The sequence below is a fragment of the Streptomyces sp. IBSNAI002 genome (assembly GCF_052244475.1).
Taxonomy (GTDB): domain Bacteria; phylum Actinomycetota; class Actinomycetes; order Streptomycetales; family Streptomycetaceae; genus Streptomyces.
The window spans coordinates 1,672,394-1,690,973 of record NZ_JBQPXG010000002.1 but is presented as its reverse complement, the minus strand read 5'-3'; the positions used below and the strand labels follow the sequence as shown (position 1 = coordinate 1,690,973).

Below are 18,580 nucleotides of genomic sequence, written 5' to 3'. Positions count from 1 at the left end.
AGCAGGGGGCCGGGCCGGGTGCTGTCACGACGTGCGGCCGCGGAGCGCGATCAGGGCGACCTGGTGGGCGGTGCGCCGGGGGGCGGGCTCGGTATGTGGGTGGGGGGCCCCAGCCGCTGGGCCTCCAGGGCGGCCTCCGTGTTGTCGGCCGCGCAGAACGGGGCGTACGCGTTCGACAGGACTTCGAAGACGACTCCCTGCCTCCCGTCCCAGAACGGCGGATAGTACTTCCACGTGAGCGCGAGGGTGTGTCCCGGGGGGACCGCCTTGGGGTTGACCTTGAGGACGCGTCCGTCATCGGCGCGCGACACACCGGCCGCGGGATCCTCCTGCGGGACTTTGCCCCAGGCCCACGTCGCCCGCACGCACTCGCGTTCCGGCACCGGCTGGAACGCGACGGCCTCGACCCCCAGCTGCTTGAGCCGGGCGGCCAGGGCCGGGACCTGCTCCTTCCGGGGCAGATCGAACCGCAGCGACCCGTCCCGCTCCTTCGTGATCCTGGGCGCGTCCGTACCGGAAGGGCTCGGCGTGCCGGCGGGCAGCGAACCGGTGTGGGTGCTGCCCGGCAGGGTCATGACCGCGACCACGGCGGCCGTGGCGACGCCCACCGCGAGCGGGATGCCGTACTTGCGGGCGAACGGCCGTGCGGTGGCCGCGGGCGCCGCCTCCGGGAGGCGGGCCAGGAGCGCGGCCTTCAGCCGCTCCTCGAAACCGCTGGGCCGGGTGCTCATCGGGCTGCCTCCAACTGGCTCTTCGTCGCGGAGCCCGGAGCGCCCAGGGCGCGGCGGGCCCGGTGCAGGCGTACGCGGACGGTCGCCTGGGTGACGCCGAGGGCCTGGGCGGCCTCGGCCGGGGTGAGCTGGTCGAGGACGACCAGGTCGAGCGCGGCGCGCAGTGGCTCGGACAGGGCGGCGTGGCGCTCGGCCAGCTTGCGGAAGGCGCGCTGGGCGTCGATCCGTTCCTCCAGAGCCGCCACGTCCTCGTCGTCGAGCAGGCGCCGCCCACTGAGCCGCGCCAGGGCGCCGCTCTCGCGGGCCAGCCCGCGGGCGTGGCCCGACAGGACGTTGCGGGCTATCCCGAACAGCCAGGCGATCGGCGCTCCCCTGTTGGGCCGATAGCCGGAGGCCGAACCCATTGCGGCGAGGAAGATGTCCGCCGTCAGGTCCGCCGCCAGGTGCGGGTCGGCGGCCCGGCGGGTGACGAAGCCGAGCACGGCGTCGATGTGTTCCTCGTAGAACGCCCCGAACCCCTCGGGCGTGGTGAGATCCGGTGGCCCGGTCTCGTGTCGTGGGCTGAGCACCCGGTTCCCTCCCCTGAGCCGGGGACCCGGCCGGCCCCCTCACTCGTACTTGGCCGCAGCCCCGCCGAACGTTTCACCGGGCCGCCGCGAACCTCACCGCGACGCCCGGCCGGGCCTGCGCCGCCGCGTTCAGGGCGGGCCCCCGGGGAACCACGCCCACGACCGGATAGCCGCCCGTCACCGGGTGGTCGGCCAGGAACACCACCGGCAGGCCGTCCGGCGGGACCTGGACCGCGCCCAGGACCATGCCCTCGCTCGGCAGCTCGCCCTCCCGGGCCCGGACCAGCGGCGTCCCCGACTCCGTGCGCAGCCCGATCCGGTTGGACACCGGCGACACCCGGAACACCGAGCGCCACAGCCCGGCGAGGGAGGCCGGGGTGAACCAGTCGGCCCGCGGCCCGGGCCGGAGCGGGAGCAGCAGTTCCCGAGGCGCCCCGGGCAGGGGGCACACATCGCCCGGCGGGGCCGGCTCCGGCCCCGCCGGGCCCACCGGCAGCAGGGTCCCGGCCGACAGGACCGCAGGCCCCAGGCCCGACAACAGGTCCGTCGAGCGGCTGCCCAGCACCGGCGGGATGTCCAGGCCGCCGCGCACCGCGACGTAGCCGCGCAGGCCGGACTCGGCCCGGCCCACGTCCAGCTCCGCGCCGGCCGGCAGCCTGACCGCGGCTCCCCAGGCCACCGGACGGCCGTCCACCCGTACCGGGCAGGGCGCGCCCGTGACCGCCACGGTGACCGGGGCCAGGGCCCGCAGCCCCACCCCGTCGAGGGTCGTCTCCAGCGCCGCCGCGTCCGGCGGGTTGCCGAGCAGCCGGTTGGCCACCGCGTACGCGGCCGTGTCCAGCGCCCCCGAGTGCGGGACCCCCAGGTGGGCGTGGCCCGGCCGCCCCCGGTCCTGGACGGTGGTCAGCGCCCCCGGCCGCACCACCAGCAGCCCGGTCACCGGCCCGCCTCCGCGAACCGCACGCGGACGCCGGGCGCGAGCAGCGCGGCCGGCTCCCGTCCTGGGTCCCAGAGCGTCGCGTCGGTGGACCCGATCAGCTGCCAGCCGCCGGGGGAGGAGCGCGGGTACACCCCCGCGTACTCCCCGGCCAGGGCCAGCGAGCCGGCCGGGACGGAGGTGCGGGGCGTGGCCCGCCGGGGCAGGTGGAAGCGCTGGGGGAGCCCGGTCAGGTAGCCGAAGCCGGGTGCGAACCCGCAGAAGGCCACCCGGAAGACGGTCTCGCCGACGATGCCCGCGACGCCCTCCGGAGCCACCCCCCACAGCCCGGCGACCTCCGCCAGGTCCGGACCGTCGTACCGCACCGGGACGGTGACCAGCGGGCCCTGTGACCGGCTGAGCGGCGGCACCTCCCAGCGGGCGATCCGGGCGCCGAGCCCGGCCGGGTCCCGTACGCCGTCCAGCAGCACGGTCCGCGCGGCCGGCACGAGGTCCCGTACGGGGCCCAGCTCGCCCGCGTCCCGGCGGCGCAGCAGTTCGGCGTGGAGCGCGGCCACCTCGGCGGCCGAGCCCACCTCGACCAGGAGGGCCTCCGCGCCGACCACCAGGGTCCTCACGCGAAGGCCCCGACCCGGACCCCGGCCGCGCCCAGCGCCGCGCGGACCCGGCGTGCGAGGTCCGCCGCGCCCGGGGTGTCCCCGTGCAGGCACAGGGAACGGGCGGCGACCTGGACCGGGGAGCCGTCGGCCGCCGTCACCGACCCCTCGGCCGCCATCCGCACGGCCCGCGCCACGACGGCGTCCGGGTCGTGCACCACCGCCCCCGGTTCGGTGCGCGGCACCAGCGTCCCGGCGGGCGTGTAGGCGCGGTCGGCGAACGCCTCCGGTACGGCGGCCAGGCCGGCCGCCGCGGCCGCGTCGAGCAGCAGGGAGCCGGGGAGGCCGAGCACGGGCAGGGCGCCCCCGGCCGTCAGGACCCCCGCGACCACGGCGGCGGCCTGGTCGGCATCGTGCACCGTGCGGTTGTACAGCGCGCCGTGCGGTTTCACGTACGACACCCGGGAGCCGGCGGCCCGTGCGAAGACGTCCAGCGCCCCGATCTGGTAGGCCACCTCGTCCGCCAGCTCACCGGCCGGCACGTCCATGGCGCGGCGGCCGAAGCCCGCCAGATCGCGGTAGGAGACCTGCGCTCCGATCCGTACGCCCCGCGCGGCCGCCAGCTCGCAGACCCGGCGCATGATGGACGGGTCCCCGGCGTGGAAACCGCAGGCGACGTTGGCGCTCGTGACGACCGTGAGCAGGGCCTCGTCGTCCGTGAGCGTCCAGCGCCCGAAGCCCTCGCCGAGGTCGGCGTTGAGGTCGATCGCCGCCTCGGAGGGTGTGATCATGGAAGCCATGCGGTGAGCGTAGAGGACCGGGCTCGGGCGATCCGCGGACGATCCGGCCGAACCATGCCGTTTGGGATGTTGTCAGGGTCAGCGCCTAGTCTTTGTCCGTGACTCTCCCCGCCCCGGCGAAGACCCTTCCGTCCCCGGCGCCGGGCCCGGCCGCCGACGAGGGCCTGGCCCGGCGGCTGCGCGCGCTCGCCTGCACCGCCCCGCTGCACGACCTCGACGTACGCAAGGCCAATCTGGCGGGCGAGTACGGCGTCTACGCGATGGCGGAGGTCGCGCTGGCCGCGATCGACCTGGTCACCCTGAACATGGACTTCGACACGGGCGCCGACCACGAGCAGGTGGTGGCCAGGCTGCTCCCGCGGGTCGCCGCCCAGGCCCCGGCCCGGCCGGCCGCCGAGCACGAGCGGGTCGCCCGCTGGGTGCTGGAGAACCTGGTCAACGTCGGCAGCGTCGACCGCGGTTTCCGCGCGATCTACGGGACGTTCGGGCCGGACGGCGCCTACGTCCGGCGCGACTACGACTTCAAGCTGATCGAAGAGGTCCCGGGGTACGGCGGCGGGGTCTACCTGCGCACGACCGACGAGGCCGTCAACGTACTGGTCGGCGCCCTCGACACGGACGTGACCAGCGCGCAGATCGCGGCCGAGGTCAAGCTGGAGGTGCTGATCAGCCGGGGCCGGCTGGCGGACGCCCAGCTCGCCGCCGAGCAGGCCCGGTACCGGACCGTGCAGTACGCGGAGACGCTGCGGCGCACGCTGGACGCGACCCGCCGCAACGTGCGCGCGGTGGACTGGCTCCAGTCCGTCCCCGACATGATCGAGGAGGCCCTCGACCACGTCGCCGACCGCTACCGCCACGAGAACGCGATCCTGACCAACATCCGCAAGGCGCGCGACGAGGCCGAGGAGCCCGAGAGCAAGCGGCGGGCCGCCGAGCTCGTCGACATCGTCAAGGACTGCATCCGCCGCCACACCCAGCTCCAGTCCCGGCTGCTGGACGCCGGGCCGCTCTTCCGCGCCGAACAGGACCGCCAGGCCTTCGCCGCCCCCGCGCCGAGCTCCGGCATCGACCTGTACGGGCAGCTGGTGGCCCCGCTGCTGCCGCTCCCGCTGGAACGGGCCCACCGGGTCACGGACGCGTTCTTCGCCTCCGGCGCGGGACTGCGCACCCCGGTCTCGGTACGGGTGGGGGACCTGGTCGAGATCCTGCTCACCCCGCCCGTGGAGCGGGAGCACCTCGGTGCGGAGATGCCCGAACCGGACCTCATCGCGACTCCGGACGACAGCCGTTTCAGCGAGGAGCAGCTCGCCACGGCCATGGTCCTCCTGGACCTGCCGCACGACGCCCCGCGCCGGCTGTCGGGCCTGCTGGCCGAGGCCCGCCGCACCGACCCGGCCCTGCCGTACCTGGTCGCCCTGCTGGCCGTGCACGCGGCGAGCCCGGCCGTCGGCACGGCCTACCGCCAGGGCGAGCAGCGGCTGCTCTTCGCGGTGGACGACGGCACCCAGCTCGAGGACCCCGAGTTCGGCGGAGCCGACCTCATCGTCGGCACCGCACTGCTCGACGCCGCGGGCATGGCCGCCGACCGCGCGGAGGCCTCATGACCACGCTCTCCCGGCCGGTCCGCGGCCCGGTTCAGCCGCCCCCGGCAGCGGGGCGCCCGGCAGCGCGGCGCCGCCGGCCCGCCACCGAGTCCGGTCGGCCCGGTCTGCCCGGTCGGCCCGGGCCCGCCGCGGCACGGTCCGGCCGCATGTCAGGCCCGGCCGGTCGCCGGGCCGAGGCCACCGCACCCCACGCGGACCCCACCCGCACTGCCTGCACCACCCGTACCGCCCGTACTGCCGAGGAGACGCACCCGTGAGCGACCGCCACGCCGAGCCCACCGCGTGGAGCGAGCCCGCGCAGACGGTCCCGGCCGCGCCGGCGCCGGCCGCCGCCCCCGTGACCCCGGCGGACGCCGCCGACGCGGCCCGGCTCGTCGCGTTCGGACTACAGCCGAAACTGCTCCCCGCCCGTGACGCCGAATACGCCGAACTGCTGCGCCGCTACCGCGAGGACCCGGCCTTCGGCCGCCTCGCCGACGCCGTCGCCACCGGACTGGGCCTCGTCGTCCTCGAAGTGTCCCCGCGCGCCGGCATGGCCGTGGCCGCCGGCGAGGACTCCGTCTTCGCCGTCCGCATGGGCGACTACGCCCGCCGCACCGCCGCCGACTCCGCCGACCGCTTCCTGCACGGCCTCGCCCACCTCGCCGTCGCGGCCCTCGCCTTCCCCCGGCCCGAGGACCTCGCCGACGACGGGTACATCGGCCGCGTCACCGTCAACGGCGTCGAGGCGTTCGTCCGCCAGGCCTGCCGCCGCCTCGAAGAGCGTGCCGAGGAGCTCGGCGAGAACACCGACCCCGCCTCCGGCGCCCCCGGGCTGGAGGCCGCCTGGCGCGTCTACTCCCGGCGCAGCGCGACCGGCGCCACCAAGGACGCCCGCCGCCTCGCCGGCTCCACCACCGGCATCATCGGCAAGGCAGCCGCCTTCCTCACCGAGTCCGGCTTCCTCCAGCGCACCGGGGACGATGCCGGAGGCACGTACCGCACCACCCCCCGCTACCAGCTCCAGGTCCGCGACATGGCGGGCAGCGCGGCCATGGCCGAACTGCTGGAACTGGGCGTGGTCCCCGTCAGCGACGGCTCCGCCACCCTGCTGCCTCCCCCCGAGGGCGACGACCTGGAGCTCGCGGCCGACGCCGGCCTGCCGTTCCACGCCTGAGCCACCCGCCCCACGTACCGAGAACGCACCGGGAACACCGGTACACCCAGTACGCCTGGTACACCGAGAAACAACGAGAGTCCGCCGCCATGTACGAGCTGTCCCGGATCCGCCTCTACTCCATCGGGCCCGCCGGTGCGCGCTACGCCGACACCGTGCTCGACCTGCGCGGAGTCGGCGAGCCGGTGCCCCACCCGGCGCCCGCCCAGGCGGAGTTCTTCGAGGACGAGCCCACCGGCCCGCCGCGCCGCCCGGCGCCCGCGGGCGTGCTCTTCCTGGAGAACGGCGGAGGCAAGTCCGTCCTCCTCAAGCTGATCTTCTCGGTCATGCTCCCCGGCCACCGCAACACCCTCGGCGGCGCCAGCTCCGGCGTACTGCGCAAGTTCCTCCTCGCCGACGACTGCGGCCACGTCGCCCTGGAGTGGCAGCACACCCAGACCGGGGAGTGCGTGGTCGTCGGCAAGGTCAGCGAATGGCGCGGCCGCCAGGTGTCCAACGACCCGCGCAAGTTCGCCGAAGCCTGGTACTCCTTCCGCCCCGGCCCCGGCCTGAGCCTCGACAGCCTGCCCGTCGCCGAGGCCACCGCCGTGCGCCCGCCCGTCGAAGGCGCCTCCGGCGCCCAGGGCCGCCGCCGCACGATGAAGGGCTTCCGCGACGCCCTCACCGAGGCGGGCAAGGCCTACCCGCACCTCGAGGTCTCCTTCGAGGAGATCCACGACCGGTGGAACGAACACCTCACCGACCTCGGCCTCGACCCCGAACTCTTCCGCTACCAGCGCGAGATGAACGCCGACGAGGGCGAGGCCGCCGGCCTCTTCGCGGTGAAGAAGGACTCCGACTTCACCGACCTGCTGCTGCGCGCCGTCACCGACACCCGCGACACCGACGGCCTCGCCGACCTCGTCCACGGCTTCGGCAACAAGCTCGGCCGCCGCGGCGAGCTGATGGCCGAACGGGACTTCACCGCGGGCTCGGTGGACCTCCTGGGACGCATCGTCGAAGCCGCCGGCACCCGCTCCCGGCTGCGCGACGTCCACGCGGGCGCCGAACGCCGCACCCGCACCCTCGCCCGCCGCCTGTCCGCCCGTGCCACCGAGGAGCGCGGCCGCGCCGCCGACCTCGCCCAGCGCGTCACCGGCGCCGCCCACGAGGTCACCGCCGCCGAAACGGCCCGCGCCCGCAGCGCGGCCGTCTCCGCCGAACTCGCCTACCGGCACGCCTCGCTGGCCCTGACCGTCGCCGACAAGGCCGCCACCGCCCAGCGCCGCGAACTCCTCGAAGCCCGCACCCTGCACTCCGCGTGGCAGGCCGCCGAGACCGTCCTGCGCCACCGCGCCGCCGCCGACCGCTCCGCCCGGGTCGCCGCCGCGATCCTGGAGGCCGAGCGTGACGCCGCCCCGGCGCTCGCCGCCCGCGCCACCGCCGCCGCCGATCTCGTACGGGCCCTGCACACCGCCGCCGAGCACGGCGAGCGGGTGGCCAACGAGGAGGAGGAGCGCTCCGCGGTCCTCCAGGCCACCGGCGAGTCCGCGCACCGCGACGCCACCGCCGCCGCGACGGCCGCCCAGCGCGCCCGCAGCGAGGCCGAACACCTCCGTTCGCGCCTAGGCGAGGTCCAGCAGGAGACCGCGGAAGCCGTCCGAGCCGGCTGGCTCGACGACTCCGCACCCGACGCCGACCCGGCCCGGGCCGCCCTGGCCGCCACCGACGCAGAGAAGACCGCCGTCGCCGCCTGGGACGAGTCCCGCGAGGCCGCGCGCACCGCCGCCGAAGCCGCCCGCGAGGGCGCCGCCGCGGAATCCCGCGCCGAACTCACCGCCGCCCGCGCCGCGGACGCCGCCGACGGCGCCGAGGCCGCCTACGAGGCCGAACACCGCGCCGCCGCCTCCCTCGCCGGATCCCCGCGCCTGGCCGCCCTCCTGGGCCTCCCCTCGACCGGCTCCGACACCCCTGCGCACGACCAGGGCGGTACGGACGACGCCGGGCCCGGCACCGCCGGACGGCTCACGGCGGAGGACCTCGACCGCAACGCCGAGGACCTCCACGAACTGCTCACCGACGGAGTCGCCGCGGCCGAACGGCAGTTGTTCGAACTGCGCACCGCCGCCGCCGACGACGCCCGCATCCTCGGCGCCCTCGGCGACGGCGGACTGCTGCCACCCGGCCCCGACGTCCTGGCCACCGTCGAGTACCTCGGCGAACACGGCATCCCGGCCCTCCCCGGCTGGCGCTACCTCGCCCAGTCCGTGGACCCCGCCGACCACGCGGCCGTGCTCGCGGCCCGCCCCGAACTGGTCGACGGCGTCGTCATCACCGACCCCGACACCCACGGCCGAGCCCGCGAGGTCCTCTCCGGCGCGGCCCTGCTGCCCCGCTCCACCGTCGCCGTCGGCACCGCGGCCGCCCTGCTGGCCCCGGTGGCCCCCGTGGACGCCGGCTCGGCGGCGGCCGGCATCTTCATCGTGTCGCCGAACCCGGCCATGCACGACGAGCTCGCCGCCGACGAGGAGCGCCAGGCGCTGCGCACCCGCACCACCGCCCGCGACACCGAGATCCGCGAGCTGGCCGGCCGCCTCGCCGGGGACCGCGAACTCGCCGCCCGCCTCGCATCCTGGCGCACCGGCTGCCCGCGCGGCCGCCTCGCCGAGCTCGCGCAGCAGGCCGCGGCCGCCCGTGCCTTCGCCGAGGAGGCCGACGCGGAGCTCGCGGAGACACGTACCGTACGCGCGGAGGCCGACGAGGCCGCCGCCGACGCGGCCCGGGTGCGCGACGAGCGCCAGGACACCGCCCAGCGGGCCCGACGCGTCGCGGACGCCCTGGCCGGCCTCGCCTTCCGGCTGCGCGAACGCGCCGGCTGGCAGGCCAGGCTCCGCGAACTCGCCGACGAGGCCGCCGAGTCCGAGGCCCGCGCCGAGGTCTGCCTGGACCGGGCCCGCGCGGCCGACGAGGACCGGCGCGCCGCCCAGCGCGCCGCCGACGACGCCCGCCGCACCGCTCGCGCCCTGCGCGCCGAGCGCGCCGACATCGCCGGGGCCCCCGAGCCGCTCCCCGAGGACGACGGCGCGCCCAAGGCGCCGCTGCCCGACCTCCGCGAGGCCTACCGCGCCGCGTCCCAGCTGTACGAGAAGGTAGGCGTCGGCGCCGACCTGCGCGCCGAACAGGCCCGCGCCGAGAGCGACGAGAGCGCCGCCCTCGCCGAGCTGGACCGCCTCACCAACAAGGTCCGCACCCGCGCAGCCCAGCTCCTGGAGAGCCCCGACGGCGCCGACGGCCCCTCGCGGCAGGCGGCCGCCGCCCGCGCCGAATCCCTCGTCCAGATGCTGGAGACGCGCGCCTCGACCGCGAGCGAGCAGCTCGGCCGGCTGCGCGGAGAGGCCGAACGCCACGCCCCCGCCGAGGGCGGCGAAGCGCACACCGAACTCCCCGAGGAACTGGTCCCCGGGGACGTGGAGCACGCACAGGCCCTGCTGCGGACGGCCACCGCCCAACTCGCCGCCCACAGCGCCGCCGTCGAGAGCGCCCGCGCCGCCCACGCGGACCTGCTGCGCGCCCACCGGACCGCCGAGGACGGCGCCGGCGGCTTCGACGAGACCGCCGCCCTGCTGCGCGACCTCCTGCGCGACCACACCCACGCCGAGGACGATCAGCCGCCCGCGCCCCACGCGGGGACCCTGGAGGAGGCCCGCCAGTCGGCCACCGAGGCCCGTCGCGCGCTGCGCGGTTGCGCGGCCGACCTGTCGGCCGCCGAAGCCGCGGTGCGGGAGGCGAGCGACGTCCTGGTGCGGCACGCCAACGCCACCCGCTACGAGCAGGTACGCACCCCCGCGCGCCAGCAGATCCGGGAACTGCCCGCCTCCGCCCTGCCCGAGCACGCGGCGGCCTGGGCGGCCGCCTTCGCCCCGCGCCTGCGGGTCCTGACCGACGAGCTGGCGCAGCTGGAGCGCAACCGCGACAGCATCGTCGACCGGCTGCGCGGCCTCGTGGAGTCGGCGCTGGCCACGCTCCGCTCGGCCCAGCGCCTCTCCCAGCTGCCGGAGGGCCTGGGGGAGTGGTCGGGCCAGGAGTTCCTGCGGATCCGCTTCGACGAGCCGGACCAGACCACGCTCACCGAGCGGCTCGGCGAGGTCATCGACGAGGCCACCCGGGCGGCGGTGAAGAAGAACAGCACCGCCTCCTTCGGCGAGGGACGCCGCGACGGCATGTCCCTGCTGCTGCGGGGCGTGCAGGCGGCGCTGGAACCCAAGGGCATCTCCGTGGAGATCCTGAAGCCGGACGCGGTGCTGCGCGCCGAGCGGGTGCCGGTCGGACAGATGGGCGACGTGTTCTCCGGCGGGCAGCTGCTGACCGCCGCGATCGCCCTGTACTGCACGATGGCGGCGCTGCGCAGCAACGACCGCGGCCGTGACAAGCACCGCCACGCGGGCACGCTCTTCCTCGACAACCCGATCGGCCGCGCGAACGCCACCTACCTGCTGGAGCTCCAGCGGGCCGTGTCCGACGCGCTCGGCGTCCAGCTGCTCTACACGACGGGCCTGTTCGACACCACGGCCCTCGCCGAGTTCCCGCTGGTCATCCGGCTGCGCAACGACGCGGACCTGCGCGCGGGTCTGAAGTACATCAGCGTCGAGGAACACCTGCGGCCGGGCCTGCCGCAGCAGTCCCCGGAGCAGGAGACGATCCACGGGGAGATCACGGCGACCCGGATGTTCCGCCGGAGCTGAGCCGGCAGCCTCCCGGCGGCCTCCCCTTGCCAGCGGCCTCCCCCGGCGGTCTCCCCTCCCGGCGCGGTGAACCCCCTCAGCGGCGGCCGAAGGCGGCGAGGGGCCCGTCCTCGCGGGTTATTCGGGCGGGGCCCGCCTTCCGCTCCGCACGGGCGGCCTCGGCGGCCCGGCGCTCCTCGCGGCGTCGGTCGCGCGCCGTGCTGCTCGGCTCCGACACCACCCCGTACCGCTGGTTCCACATCTGCCGGGTGATCCACACGTCCAGCACGCCCCATGTGGCCACGACGGTCGCCGCGATCGCGCCCAGGACCATCGGGAAGGCCAGCCAGGACCCGGTGATCGTGAGGAAGAAGCCGACGGTCGCCTGTATGAGGGTCAAGGACACGATCAGCACCGCCCGCACCGCGGACGCCCGCACCGGATCGGGCATCCGGCGCCGCCGGGCCGGTTCCTCCACCCACAGCCCGCGCCGGCTCCCGCCCTCGCCGCGCCCGCCCGCGCCGTCCTCGTACCTGCTCATGGTCCGCTCACTCCCCACCGCGCGGTCCGCACTGCCTACTCCACACGTCTACCCCGACGTGCCCCCGTGAAGAGAAGACGTACGGCGCCGTCCGGAGATTCCCGCATCGCGGAACGGTCCGCCCGCCCGGTGATCGCGGAACGAATACTTCCAGCCATCCATCCAGGTAAGGGAACTGACGCCCCATCAAGTGTCATGTGCCACATATCGGGCCGCTCCTGACCGGAATTATCGGACAACTCGTGATCTTCGTCCAGAGGCCCGGCCGAAAACGTCCGGACACGCCTTCGAACCCGCTGCGCGGCAGTAGTAGGCTCACGCCGGTTTAAACGACGAACCGCCAACCAACACCGAACAACACCGACGGAACACCGACCCCCCGACATCGGGGATGAGCTGGGGGAGGCTGGGGAGGCCATGCGCTTTCGCGGAAAGTCCATCCGCCGGAAGATCGTCGCGTTGCTCCTTGTGCCGCTCGTATCCCTGACCGCGCTGTGGTCCTTCGCGACGGTCATCACGGGGCGGGAGGCGGTCCAACTCCTCGACGTGGCCTACGTCATCGACAAGGTCGGCTACCCCATCGAGGACGTCGTCCGCGTCATCCAGAAGGAACGGCGCCAGACCCTCGTCGTCGTCGGCGACCCCCGCGCCTCCGCGGCCACCGCCGAACTCGCCAAGCGCCGCGCCGCCACCGACGAAGCCGTCGAGCAGATCACCGCGAACGCCCGCGACCCCGAGGTCATCGACCAGCTGAGCCCCGAGAACGCCCAGCGCCTGCGCTCCATCCTCGGCGCCTTCCACGGAATCAGCGCCCTGCGCCGCTCGGTCGACCAGAACGCCCTCGACCCCAGCCAGGCACTGGACCTGTACAGCCGGCTCGTCGACCCCTGCTACGAGTTCCTGATGAACCTCCACGCGCTGGAGAACGTCGAGATGGACAAGCAGGGCCGCGCCCTCGTCGGCATCACCCGCGCCCGGGAGACCCTCTCCCGCGAGGACGCCGTCATCGCCTCCGCCCTCGCCGCCCGCAACGTCAGTGCCGCCGACATCCGGCACGTCTCCGACTTCGTGGCCAACCGAGGCCTGCTCTACGAGTTCAACCTGGCGATCCTCCCGGACGCCGACCGCCAGCGGTTCGAGCAGTACTGGGGCGGCCCCGACAGCAAGATGCTGCGCGACGCGGAGGAACGGTTCCTCAGCGGCGGCCCGGGCAAGAACCCCCGTGTCACCGCCGCCCAGTGGGACGAGGCCGCGGGCAAGGTCCTCGACGAACTCGCCGTCATGGGCACCGACGCCGGCGACCGCTACCAGAAGCGGGTCGAGCCCGTCGCCATGGAGGTGCTGGTCCAGGCAGCCGTCGCCGGCGTCCTCGGCTTCATCGCCCTCGTCGTCTCCCTGATCCTCTCCGTGCGCATCGGCCGCGACCTGATCCGCGACCTCTCCCGGCTCCGCAAGGAGGCCCACGAGGTCTCCGGCGTCCGCCTCCCCAGCGTGATGCGCCGCCTCGCCGCGGGCGAGCACGTGGACGTGGAGACCGAGGCGCCCCGCCTGGAGTACGAGAAGGACGAGGTCGGCCAGGTCGGCCTGGCCCTCAACACCCTCCAGCGCGCCGCCGTCGAAGCCGCCGTGAAGCAGGCCGAACTCCGCCGCGGCGTCTCCGAGGTCTTCGTCAACCTGGCCCGCCGCAACCAGGTCCTCCTGCACCGCCAGTTGACCCTCCTCGACACCATGGAGCGCCGCACCGAGGACACCGAGGAGCTCGCCGACCTCTTCCGCCTCGACCACATGACCACCCGCATGCGCCGGCACGCCGAAGGCCTGGTGATCCTCTCCGGCGCCGCCCCCTCCCGACAGTGGCGCAAGCCCGTCCAGCTGATGGACGTCGTACGGGCCGCCGTCGCCGAGGTCGAGGACTACGAGCGCATCGAGGTGCGCCGGCTGCCGCGGCTGGGCATCGCCGGCCCCGCCGTCGCCGACATCACCCACCTCGTCGCCGAACTCCTCGAGAACGCCACCGTGTTCTCGCCGCCGCACACCGCGGTCCAGGTGCACGGCGAACGCGTCGCCAACGGCTTCACCCTGGAGATCCACGACCGGGGCCTCGGCATGAACCCGGAGGCGCTCCTCGACGCGAACCTCCGCCTCGCCGAGACCCCCGAGTTCGAACTCTCCGACACCGACCGCCTCGGCCTGTTCGTCGTCAGCCGCCTCGCGCAGCGCCACAGCGTCAAGGTCGTCCTCCAGCCCAGCCCGTACGGAGGCACCACCGCGGTCGTCTTCATCCCGGTGGCCCTGCTGACCGAGGCCCCCGAAACCAGCGGCACGGGCATCCGGCTGGACGACGGCCCGGCGTCCAGGACCGGCGGGCGGACCGCCGCGATCCCCTCCGCCCGGTCCGCGACCGCCGTCGAGCGGGCGGCCCCCGCCGGCACCGGCCGCTCGCTGCCCGTCGCCGAACTGCGCGGCCCGGTCGAGCTGGAGCCCCCGGTCGACGTCCTCGGCCTGGACGCGGTGGACGGACTCGACGCGGACCCGGCCGTCCTGGACGGCGTCGGCGCCCGGCCCGTCATGGCCACGCTCGACGACGAGACCCCGCCGGGCGGCACCCCCCGCAGCGCCCTGCTGGGCCTGCGCCCGGCGGACAAGCCGCACACCGAGCGCCACCGGGACCGCGACCGGCCCACAGGCCCGGTCCGGCTCGACACCCAGCGGGTGGAGGCCCCCCGTCCCGACGGCCCCCGCTCCCCGGGAGCCGTACCGCTGCCGCGCCGGCGCCCCGCCCCGACCCTGGTCGCCGACCACGGCCGCCGCGTCGAGCCCCGCCCGGTGTCCGTCGTCCCGCAGCCCGGCCCCACCCGCGCACCCTCGACCGCCGCCGCACCCGCCGCCGCACCCGCACCCGGTTCGGGAGAGGCGCCGACCGGGGCCGTGCTGCCCCGCCGGGTCCGCCAGGCCAGCCTCGCACCGCAGCTCAAGAGCAACGCTGCCGCGGCCCCCGACAACGCCGCCACCGCCCCCCTTCGGGACCGCGACGCGGAGGACGTACGCACGCGGATGTCCGCACTCCAGCGCGGCTGGACGGCGGGCCGCAACCAGCACGCCCAGCAGCAGTCCGAGACCGCGGCAGGCACCCCCGCCGCCACCGGTCCCGCGAACGAGAACGAAGGGGACGGTCGATGACCGCACCGCAGACCGGCAACGACACCAGGGGCCGCGGCTCCGGCCCGCTCAACTGGCTCCTCGACGAGCTCGTCGACAAGGTCGGCTCCATCCGCAAGGCCGTGGTCCTCTCGGGCGACGGCCTGCCCACCGGCAGCTCCAAAGACCTGACGCGCGAGGACAGCGAGCACCTGGCGGCGGTCGCCTCCGGATTCCACAGCCTCGCCAAGGGAGTCGGCCGCCACTTCGATTCCGGCCGGGTCCGCCAGACCGTCGTCGAGCTCGACGAGGCCTTCCTGTTCGTGATGGCCGCCGGCGACGGCAGCTGCCTGGCCGTGCTCGCCGACGCCGAATCCGACGTCGGCCAGGTCGCGTACGAGATGACCCTGATGGTCAAGCGGGTGGGCGACCACCTGGCCACCGCCCCGCGCACCGGGCTGCCAGCCGGAGGGTGAGACGTACGGCATGAGCGATCCAGGCCAGGACCATCCCGCCCGCACCCCGGCCGGGGAGCCCGACCCGACCACCGACCACGCGCACTGGTTCGACGACGACGCGGGTCCGGTCGTGCGTCCGTACGCGATGACCCGCGGCCGGACCAGCCACGCGGGCCAGCACCGGCTGGACCTGATCGCGCTCGTGGTCGCCGAACCGGCCGCCGAAGACCCGGTCTGGGACATGACCCTGTCACCCGAGCACGCCCACATTCTGGGCATGTGCCGGGACCGGCCGCAGTCGGTCGCCGAACTCGCGGCGGACCTGGACCTCGCGGTCGGCGTCGTCCGCGTCCTGATCGGGGACCTGGCCGACGACCAACTGGTCCACGTGACCCGGCCGGTGCCACCGGCCGAACTGCCCGACGAATCCATTCTGCGTGAGGTGATCGATGGCCTTCGGGCGCTCTAGCCGCACCGGTGCCATGCACGCCGTGTCACCGGTCGAGCCGCTGACCCTGAAGATCCTGGTCGCGGGCGGCTTCGGGGTGGGCAAGACCACCCTGGTCAGTGCGGTAAGCGAGATCAAACCCCTGCGGACCGAGGAACTGCTCTCGGAGCCGGGGGCCCGGATCGACGACACCGGGGGAGTGGAGGGGAAGAGCACCACGACCGTGGCCATGGACTTCGGGCGCATCACCCTGCGCGAGGACCTGGTCCTGTACCTGTTCGGCACCCCCGGCCAGGACCGGTTCTGGTTCCTGTGGGACGAGCTGGCCCAGGGATCGCTCGGCGCGGTGGTCCTCGCGGACACCCGCCGCCTCGCCGACTGCTTCGCCGCCGTCGACTACTTCGAACGCCGCGAGCTCCCCTTCGTCGTCGCCGTCAACTGCTTCGACGGCGCGGACCGGCACCCCGTGGTGACCGTACGGGAGGCCCTCGACCTCGATCCCGGGGTGCCGGTGCTGCTGTGCGACGCGCGGGACCGGGAGTCCGTGAAGGACGTCCTCGTCGGGGTCGTGGAGCATGCCATGTCCGTGGCCCGGGCCCGGCGCCGGAGCCTGACAGCCGGGTCCTGACAGGGAGGCGGCCCGTACCCCCGCCGACTGGGGTACGGGCCGCAGCTCTCATGGGGGGATCCGGAAACCCGGGTGCCGCACGGGACTGTGGAGCGAGTGTGAACCCGCCACAGGGGGCCGTCAAGCGTTCCGACAACACCCGGCTTCCGCGGGCCGTTCAGCGCACCGCGACCACGGCCGATCCGTGGCCGAACAGCCCCTGGTTCGCGGTGATCCCGGCCCTTGCCCCCGGCACCTGCCGCTCCCCGGCCGTCCCGCGCAACTGCCAGGTCAGCTCGCACACCTGGGCGATGGCCTGGGCCGGCACCGCCTCCCCGAACGAGGCCAGCCCGCCGCTGGCGTTGACGGGAATCCGCCCGCCGAGCGACGTGGCCCCCTCCCGCACGAGCTTGGCGCCCTCACCCGCCGCACAGAGCCCGATGTCCTCGTACCACTCCAGCTCCAGGGCCGTTGACAGGTCGTACACCTCGGCCAGCGAGAGGTCGTCCGGGCCGAGCCCCGCCTCCTCGTACGCGGCCCGCGCGATCGAGGCGCGGAAGGAGCCGTCCGCGGGCCGCACGGCCACCGCCGAATCGGTGGCGATGTCCGGCAGGTCCAGCACCGTCCGCGGATAGGTCGGGGTCACCGTCGAGACCGCCCGGATCCGCACCGGGTCGGTGATCCCGCGCGAGCGAGCGAAGTCCATGCTGGTGAGCACCAGGGCCGCGCCTCCGTCGGAAGTGGCGCAGATGTCGAGCAGCCGGAGCGGATCGGCGACGACCGCCGAGGCGGCCACCTCCTCGGCGGAGACGGCCTTGCGGTAGCGGGCGTTCGGGTTGAGCGTCCCGGCCGCCGCGTTCTTCACCTTGACCTGGGCGAAGTCCTCCGGGGTGTCCCCGTACACGGCCATCCGGCGGCGGGCGTACAGGGCGAAGTACGCCGGGTTCGTGGCGCCCAGCACGCGGAAGCGCAGCCAGTCCGGATCGTCGGGCCGGTCACCCCCCGCCGGGGCGAAGAACCCCTTGGGCGCGGCGTCCGCGCCCACCACGAGCACCACGTCGGCCAGCCCGGCCAGGATCTGCGCCCGGGCCGTGCCGATCGCCTGCGCGCCGGACGCACAGGCCGCGTACACGCTGGTCACCCGGGCTCCCTGCCAGCCGAGGGCCCGGGCGAAGGTCGCACCGGCCACGTAGCCGGGATATCCGGAGCGCACGGTGTCGGCGCCGACGATCGACCCCACGTCCGGCCAGTCCAGCCCGGCGTCCGCCAGCGCGGCCCGGGCGGCGGCCCGTCCGTACTCGACGAAGCTGCGGCCCCATTTGCCCCAGGGGTGCATTCCGGCCCCGAGCACGGCGATGTCGGCGCTGTCGGCGCTCACGCGTTCCCTCCCACCGGCTTGAACTGCCAGGTGGTCCAGGCGGTTTCGGTCTCGGCGTCCTCGTTGAGCACGCCGCCCACCACCTCGACCTCCATCCCGACCGCGAGGTCGCCCACCCCCACGCCCGGCACCGCCTGCCCGAGCACCACCATGCCCTCGGCCTCCAGCTCCACCGCGACCAGGGTGTACGGCTCCCAGGGCTCGGCCGGGTCGGACACGTACGGCGCGGGCGGCCGGTAGCGCCCGTCGGTGTAGGACCAGACCCGCCCGCGCGGGGACAGCGGCACCTCGGTGAGCTCCCCGCCGCCCGGGCACCGCGGATTGCGGCAGTACGCGTCCTCGCGCGGGAAGAACACCGCGGTGCAGGCCGAGCAGCGGGTGCCGAGCAGCCGGAAGCCGCCGTCCGCCGCGGATTCGGTGAACCACCCGCTCACGACGGGTGTACGTGTGAGTGCCAAGACCCCTCCCATGCAGAAACCTGACGCATCGTCAGGAGTGTGTCACGGGTGGCGGGCCGGGTCACCGGTTCTCGGCGAGCCACTTCCCGGCGATCTCGGCCAGCTCGGCGTCCCGCCCGGCCAGCATCATCCGGATCATCTGCGCGTCCCCGCGCAGGGACCAGGCGGGATGACCGAAGGTGGCCGGGTTGTTCCCCTCGACCAGGAAGTGCGCCGGCCACGCGGCCCCGTACCCGATCAGCGGCAGCGCGGCGAGGTACCGCTTCCGGCCGCGCGCCACCCCGTAGGCGGTCACGGCCAGACCGGTGAGCGTCCCGGCGAGATGGATCCAGCGGGTGGCGGCGCGGGAGTGCATGGCGACGTAGTACGGCCAGAACTCCTCGTACGAACGGAAGGTCATGCCGGGCACGGTACCCACGCCCGCCCGGAGACGACAGCCACCGGCACCCCCAACGCCCT

General features: G+C 75.1%; 16 protein-coding genes. 7 read left to right on the top strand and 9 right to left on the bottom strand.

What is annotated here, in order from left to right; all coding sequences use genetic code 11:
* Positions 1-50: 50 nt before the first annotated feature.
* The 5 genes from ACTVZO_RS08275 to ACTVZO_RS08255 all read right to left on the bottom strand — a co-directional run bounded on the left by ACTVZO_RS08275 (position 51) and on the right by ACTVZO_RS08255 (position 3,624).
* A complete protein-coding gene (locus tag ACTVZO_RS08275) occupies positions 51-731 on the bottom strand; it encodes a hypothetical protein (RefSeq protein ID WP_443297760.1) in 681 nt (226 codons plus the stop codon).
* Complete coding sequence (locus ACTVZO_RS08270; protein ID WP_443297759.1) at positions 728-1,300, bottom strand: RNA polymerase sigma factor; 573 nt, start codon at positions 1,298-1,300, stop codon at positions 728-730. Before ACTVZO_RS08270 ends, ACTVZO_RS08275 begins: the two co-directional genes overlap by 4 nt.
* 73 nt (positions 1,301-1,373) lie before the next feature.
* Entirely contained in the window at positions 1,374-2,240 is an 867-nt protein-coding gene (locus tag ACTVZO_RS08265) for a biotin-dependent carboxyltransferase family protein (RefSeq protein WP_443297758.1), read from the bottom strand.
* Positions 2,237-2,854 carry a 5-oxoprolinase subunit B family protein gene (locus ACTVZO_RS08260; RefSeq protein WP_443297757.1) on the bottom strand — a complete coding sequence of 206 codons (618 nt, stop codon included), beginning with the start codon at positions 2,852-2,854 and terminating at the stop codon, positions 2,237-2,239. Before ACTVZO_RS08260 ends, ACTVZO_RS08265 begins: the two co-directional genes overlap by 4 nt.
* Positions 2,851-3,624 carry a LamB/YcsF family protein gene (locus ACTVZO_RS08255; RefSeq protein WP_443303088.1) on the bottom strand — a complete coding sequence of 258 codons (774 nt, stop codon included), beginning with the start codon at positions 3,622-3,624 and terminating at the stop codon, positions 2,851-2,853. The genes ACTVZO_RS08260 and ACTVZO_RS08255 overlap by 4 nt, the downstream gene beginning before the upstream one ends.
* 107 nt (positions 3,625-3,731) lie before the next feature.
* Here ACTVZO_RS08255 and ACTVZO_RS08250 point away from each other — a divergent pair, with 107 nt between their 5' ends.
* The 3 genes from ACTVZO_RS08250 (at position 3,732) to ACTVZO_RS08240 (ending at position 11,114) form a co-directional block, all read left to right on the top strand.
* A complete protein-coding gene (locus ACTVZO_RS08250; protein WP_443297756.1) occupies positions 3,732-5,237 on the top strand; it encodes a hypothetical protein in 1,506 nt (501 codons plus the stop codon).
* A 253-nt stretch (positions 5,238-5,490) separates the two neighbouring features.
* Entirely contained in the window at positions 5,491-6,393 is a 903-nt protein-coding gene (locus tag ACTVZO_RS08245) for a hypothetical protein (RefSeq protein ID WP_443297755.1), read from the top strand.
* An 89-nt stretch (positions 6,394-6,482) separates the two neighbouring features.
* Entirely contained in the window at positions 6,483-11,114 is a 4,632-nt protein-coding gene (locus ACTVZO_RS08240; RefSeq protein WP_443297754.1) for a hypothetical protein, read from the top strand.
* Between the two features lie 76 nt (positions 11,115-11,190).
* Here the strand turns inward: ACTVZO_RS08240 and ACTVZO_RS08235 are convergent, their stop codons facing one another.
* Positions 11,191-11,634: a hypothetical protein gene (locus ACTVZO_RS08235; RefSeq protein WP_443297753.1), complete on the bottom strand. Its 444-nt coding sequence runs from the start codon at positions 11,632-11,634 to the stop codon at positions 11,191-11,193.
* 417 nt (positions 11,635-12,051) lie between these two features.
* On the opposite strand from ACTVZO_RS08235, the gene ACTVZO_RS08230 reads away from it, so the two are divergent.
* The 4 genes from ACTVZO_RS08230 to ACTVZO_RS08215 are packed head-to-tail and all read left to right on the top strand — an operon-like array spanning position 12,052 to position 16,306.
* Positions 12,052-14,814 (top strand): nitrate- and nitrite sensing domain-containing protein, encoded by a 2,763-nt coding sequence (locus ACTVZO_RS08230; RefSeq protein WP_443297752.1) that lies wholly within the window; start codon positions 12,052-12,054, stop codon positions 14,812-14,814.
* The gene (locus ACTVZO_RS08225) at positions 14,811-15,248 is read left to right on the top strand and encodes a roadblock/LC7 domain-containing protein (protein WP_384227328.1); all 438 of its coding nucleotides are present in this window, start codon (positions 14,811-14,813) and stop codon (positions 15,246-15,248) included. The genes ACTVZO_RS08230 and ACTVZO_RS08225 overlap by 4 nt, the downstream gene beginning before the upstream one ends.
* A gap of 10 nt (positions 15,249-15,258) precedes the next feature.
* Positions 15,259-15,699 (top strand): DUF742 domain-containing protein, encoded by a 441-nt coding sequence (locus tag ACTVZO_RS08220; protein ID WP_443297751.1) that lies wholly within the window; start codon positions 15,259-15,261, stop codon positions 15,697-15,699.
* Positions 15,680-16,306, top strand: a complete 627-nt coding sequence (locus ACTVZO_RS08215) for a GTP-binding protein (RefSeq protein ID WP_443297750.1) — start codon at positions 15,680-15,682, stop codon at positions 16,304-16,306. Before ACTVZO_RS08220 ends, ACTVZO_RS08215 begins: the two co-directional genes overlap by 20 nt.
* A 157-nt stretch (positions 16,307-16,463) precedes the next feature.
* Here the strand turns inward: ACTVZO_RS08215 and ACTVZO_RS08210 are convergent, their stop codons facing one another.
* The 3 genes from ACTVZO_RS08210 to ACTVZO_RS08200 are packed head-to-tail and all read right to left on the bottom strand — an operon-like array spanning position 16,464 to position 18,521.
* On the bottom strand, positions 16,464-17,663 hold the full coding sequence (locus ACTVZO_RS08210; protein WP_443297749.1) for a lipid-transfer protein: 1,200 nt from the start codon (positions 17,661-17,663) through the stop codon (positions 16,464-16,466).
* Positions 17,660-18,133, bottom strand: a complete 474-nt coding sequence (locus ACTVZO_RS08205; RefSeq protein ID WP_443297748.1) for a Zn-ribbon domain-containing OB-fold protein — start codon at positions 18,131-18,133, stop codon at positions 17,660-17,662. The genes ACTVZO_RS08210 and ACTVZO_RS08205 overlap by 4 nt, the downstream gene beginning before the upstream one ends.
* 49 nt (positions 18,134-18,182) lie before the next feature.
* Positions 18,183-18,521: an Mpo1-like protein gene (locus tag ACTVZO_RS08200; protein WP_443297747.1), complete on the bottom strand. Its 339-nt coding sequence runs from the start codon at positions 18,519-18,521 to the stop codon at positions 18,183-18,185.
* Between the last annotated feature and the right edge of the window lie 59 nt (positions 18,522-18,580).

Coding starts and splice junctions, on each gene's coding strand:
- ACTVZO_RS08225 (WP_384227328.1), top strand. CDS start 14,811: ATGACCGCACCGCAGACCGGCAACGACACCAGGGGCCGCGGCTCCGGC.
- ACTVZO_RS08205 (WP_443297748.1), bottom strand. CDS start 18,133: ATGGGAGGGGTCTTGGCACTCACACGTACACCCGTCGTGAGCGGGTGG.
- ACTVZO_RS08275 (WP_443297760.1), bottom strand. CDS start 731: ATGAGCACCCGGCCCAGCGGTTTCGAGGAGCGGCTGAAGGCCGCGCTC.
- ACTVZO_RS08235 (WP_443297753.1), bottom strand. CDS start 11,634: ATGAGCAGGTACGAGGACGGCGCGGGCGGGCGCGGCGAGGGCGGGAGC.
- ACTVZO_RS08215 (WP_443297750.1), top strand. CDS start 15,680: ATGGCCTTCGGGCGCTCTAGCCGCACCGGTGCCATGCACGCCGTGTCA.
- ACTVZO_RS08240 (WP_443297754.1), top strand. CDS start 6,483: ATGTACGAGCTGTCCCGGATCCGCCTCTACTCCATCGGGCCCGCCGGT.
- ACTVZO_RS08220 (WP_443297751.1), top strand. CDS start 15,259: ATGAGCGATCCAGGCCAGGACCATCCCGCCCGCACCCCGGCCGGGGAG.
- ACTVZO_RS08230 (WP_443297752.1), top strand. CDS start 12,052: ATGCGCTTTCGCGGAAAGTCCATCCGCCGGAAGATCGTCGCGTTGCTC.
- ACTVZO_RS08255 (WP_443303088.1), bottom strand. CDS start 3,624: ATGATCACACCCTCCGAGGCGGCGATCGACCTCAACGCCGACCTCGGC.
- ACTVZO_RS08200 (WP_443297747.1), bottom strand. CDS start 18,521: ATGACCTTCCGTTCGTACGAGGAGTTCTGGCCGTACTACGTCGCCATG.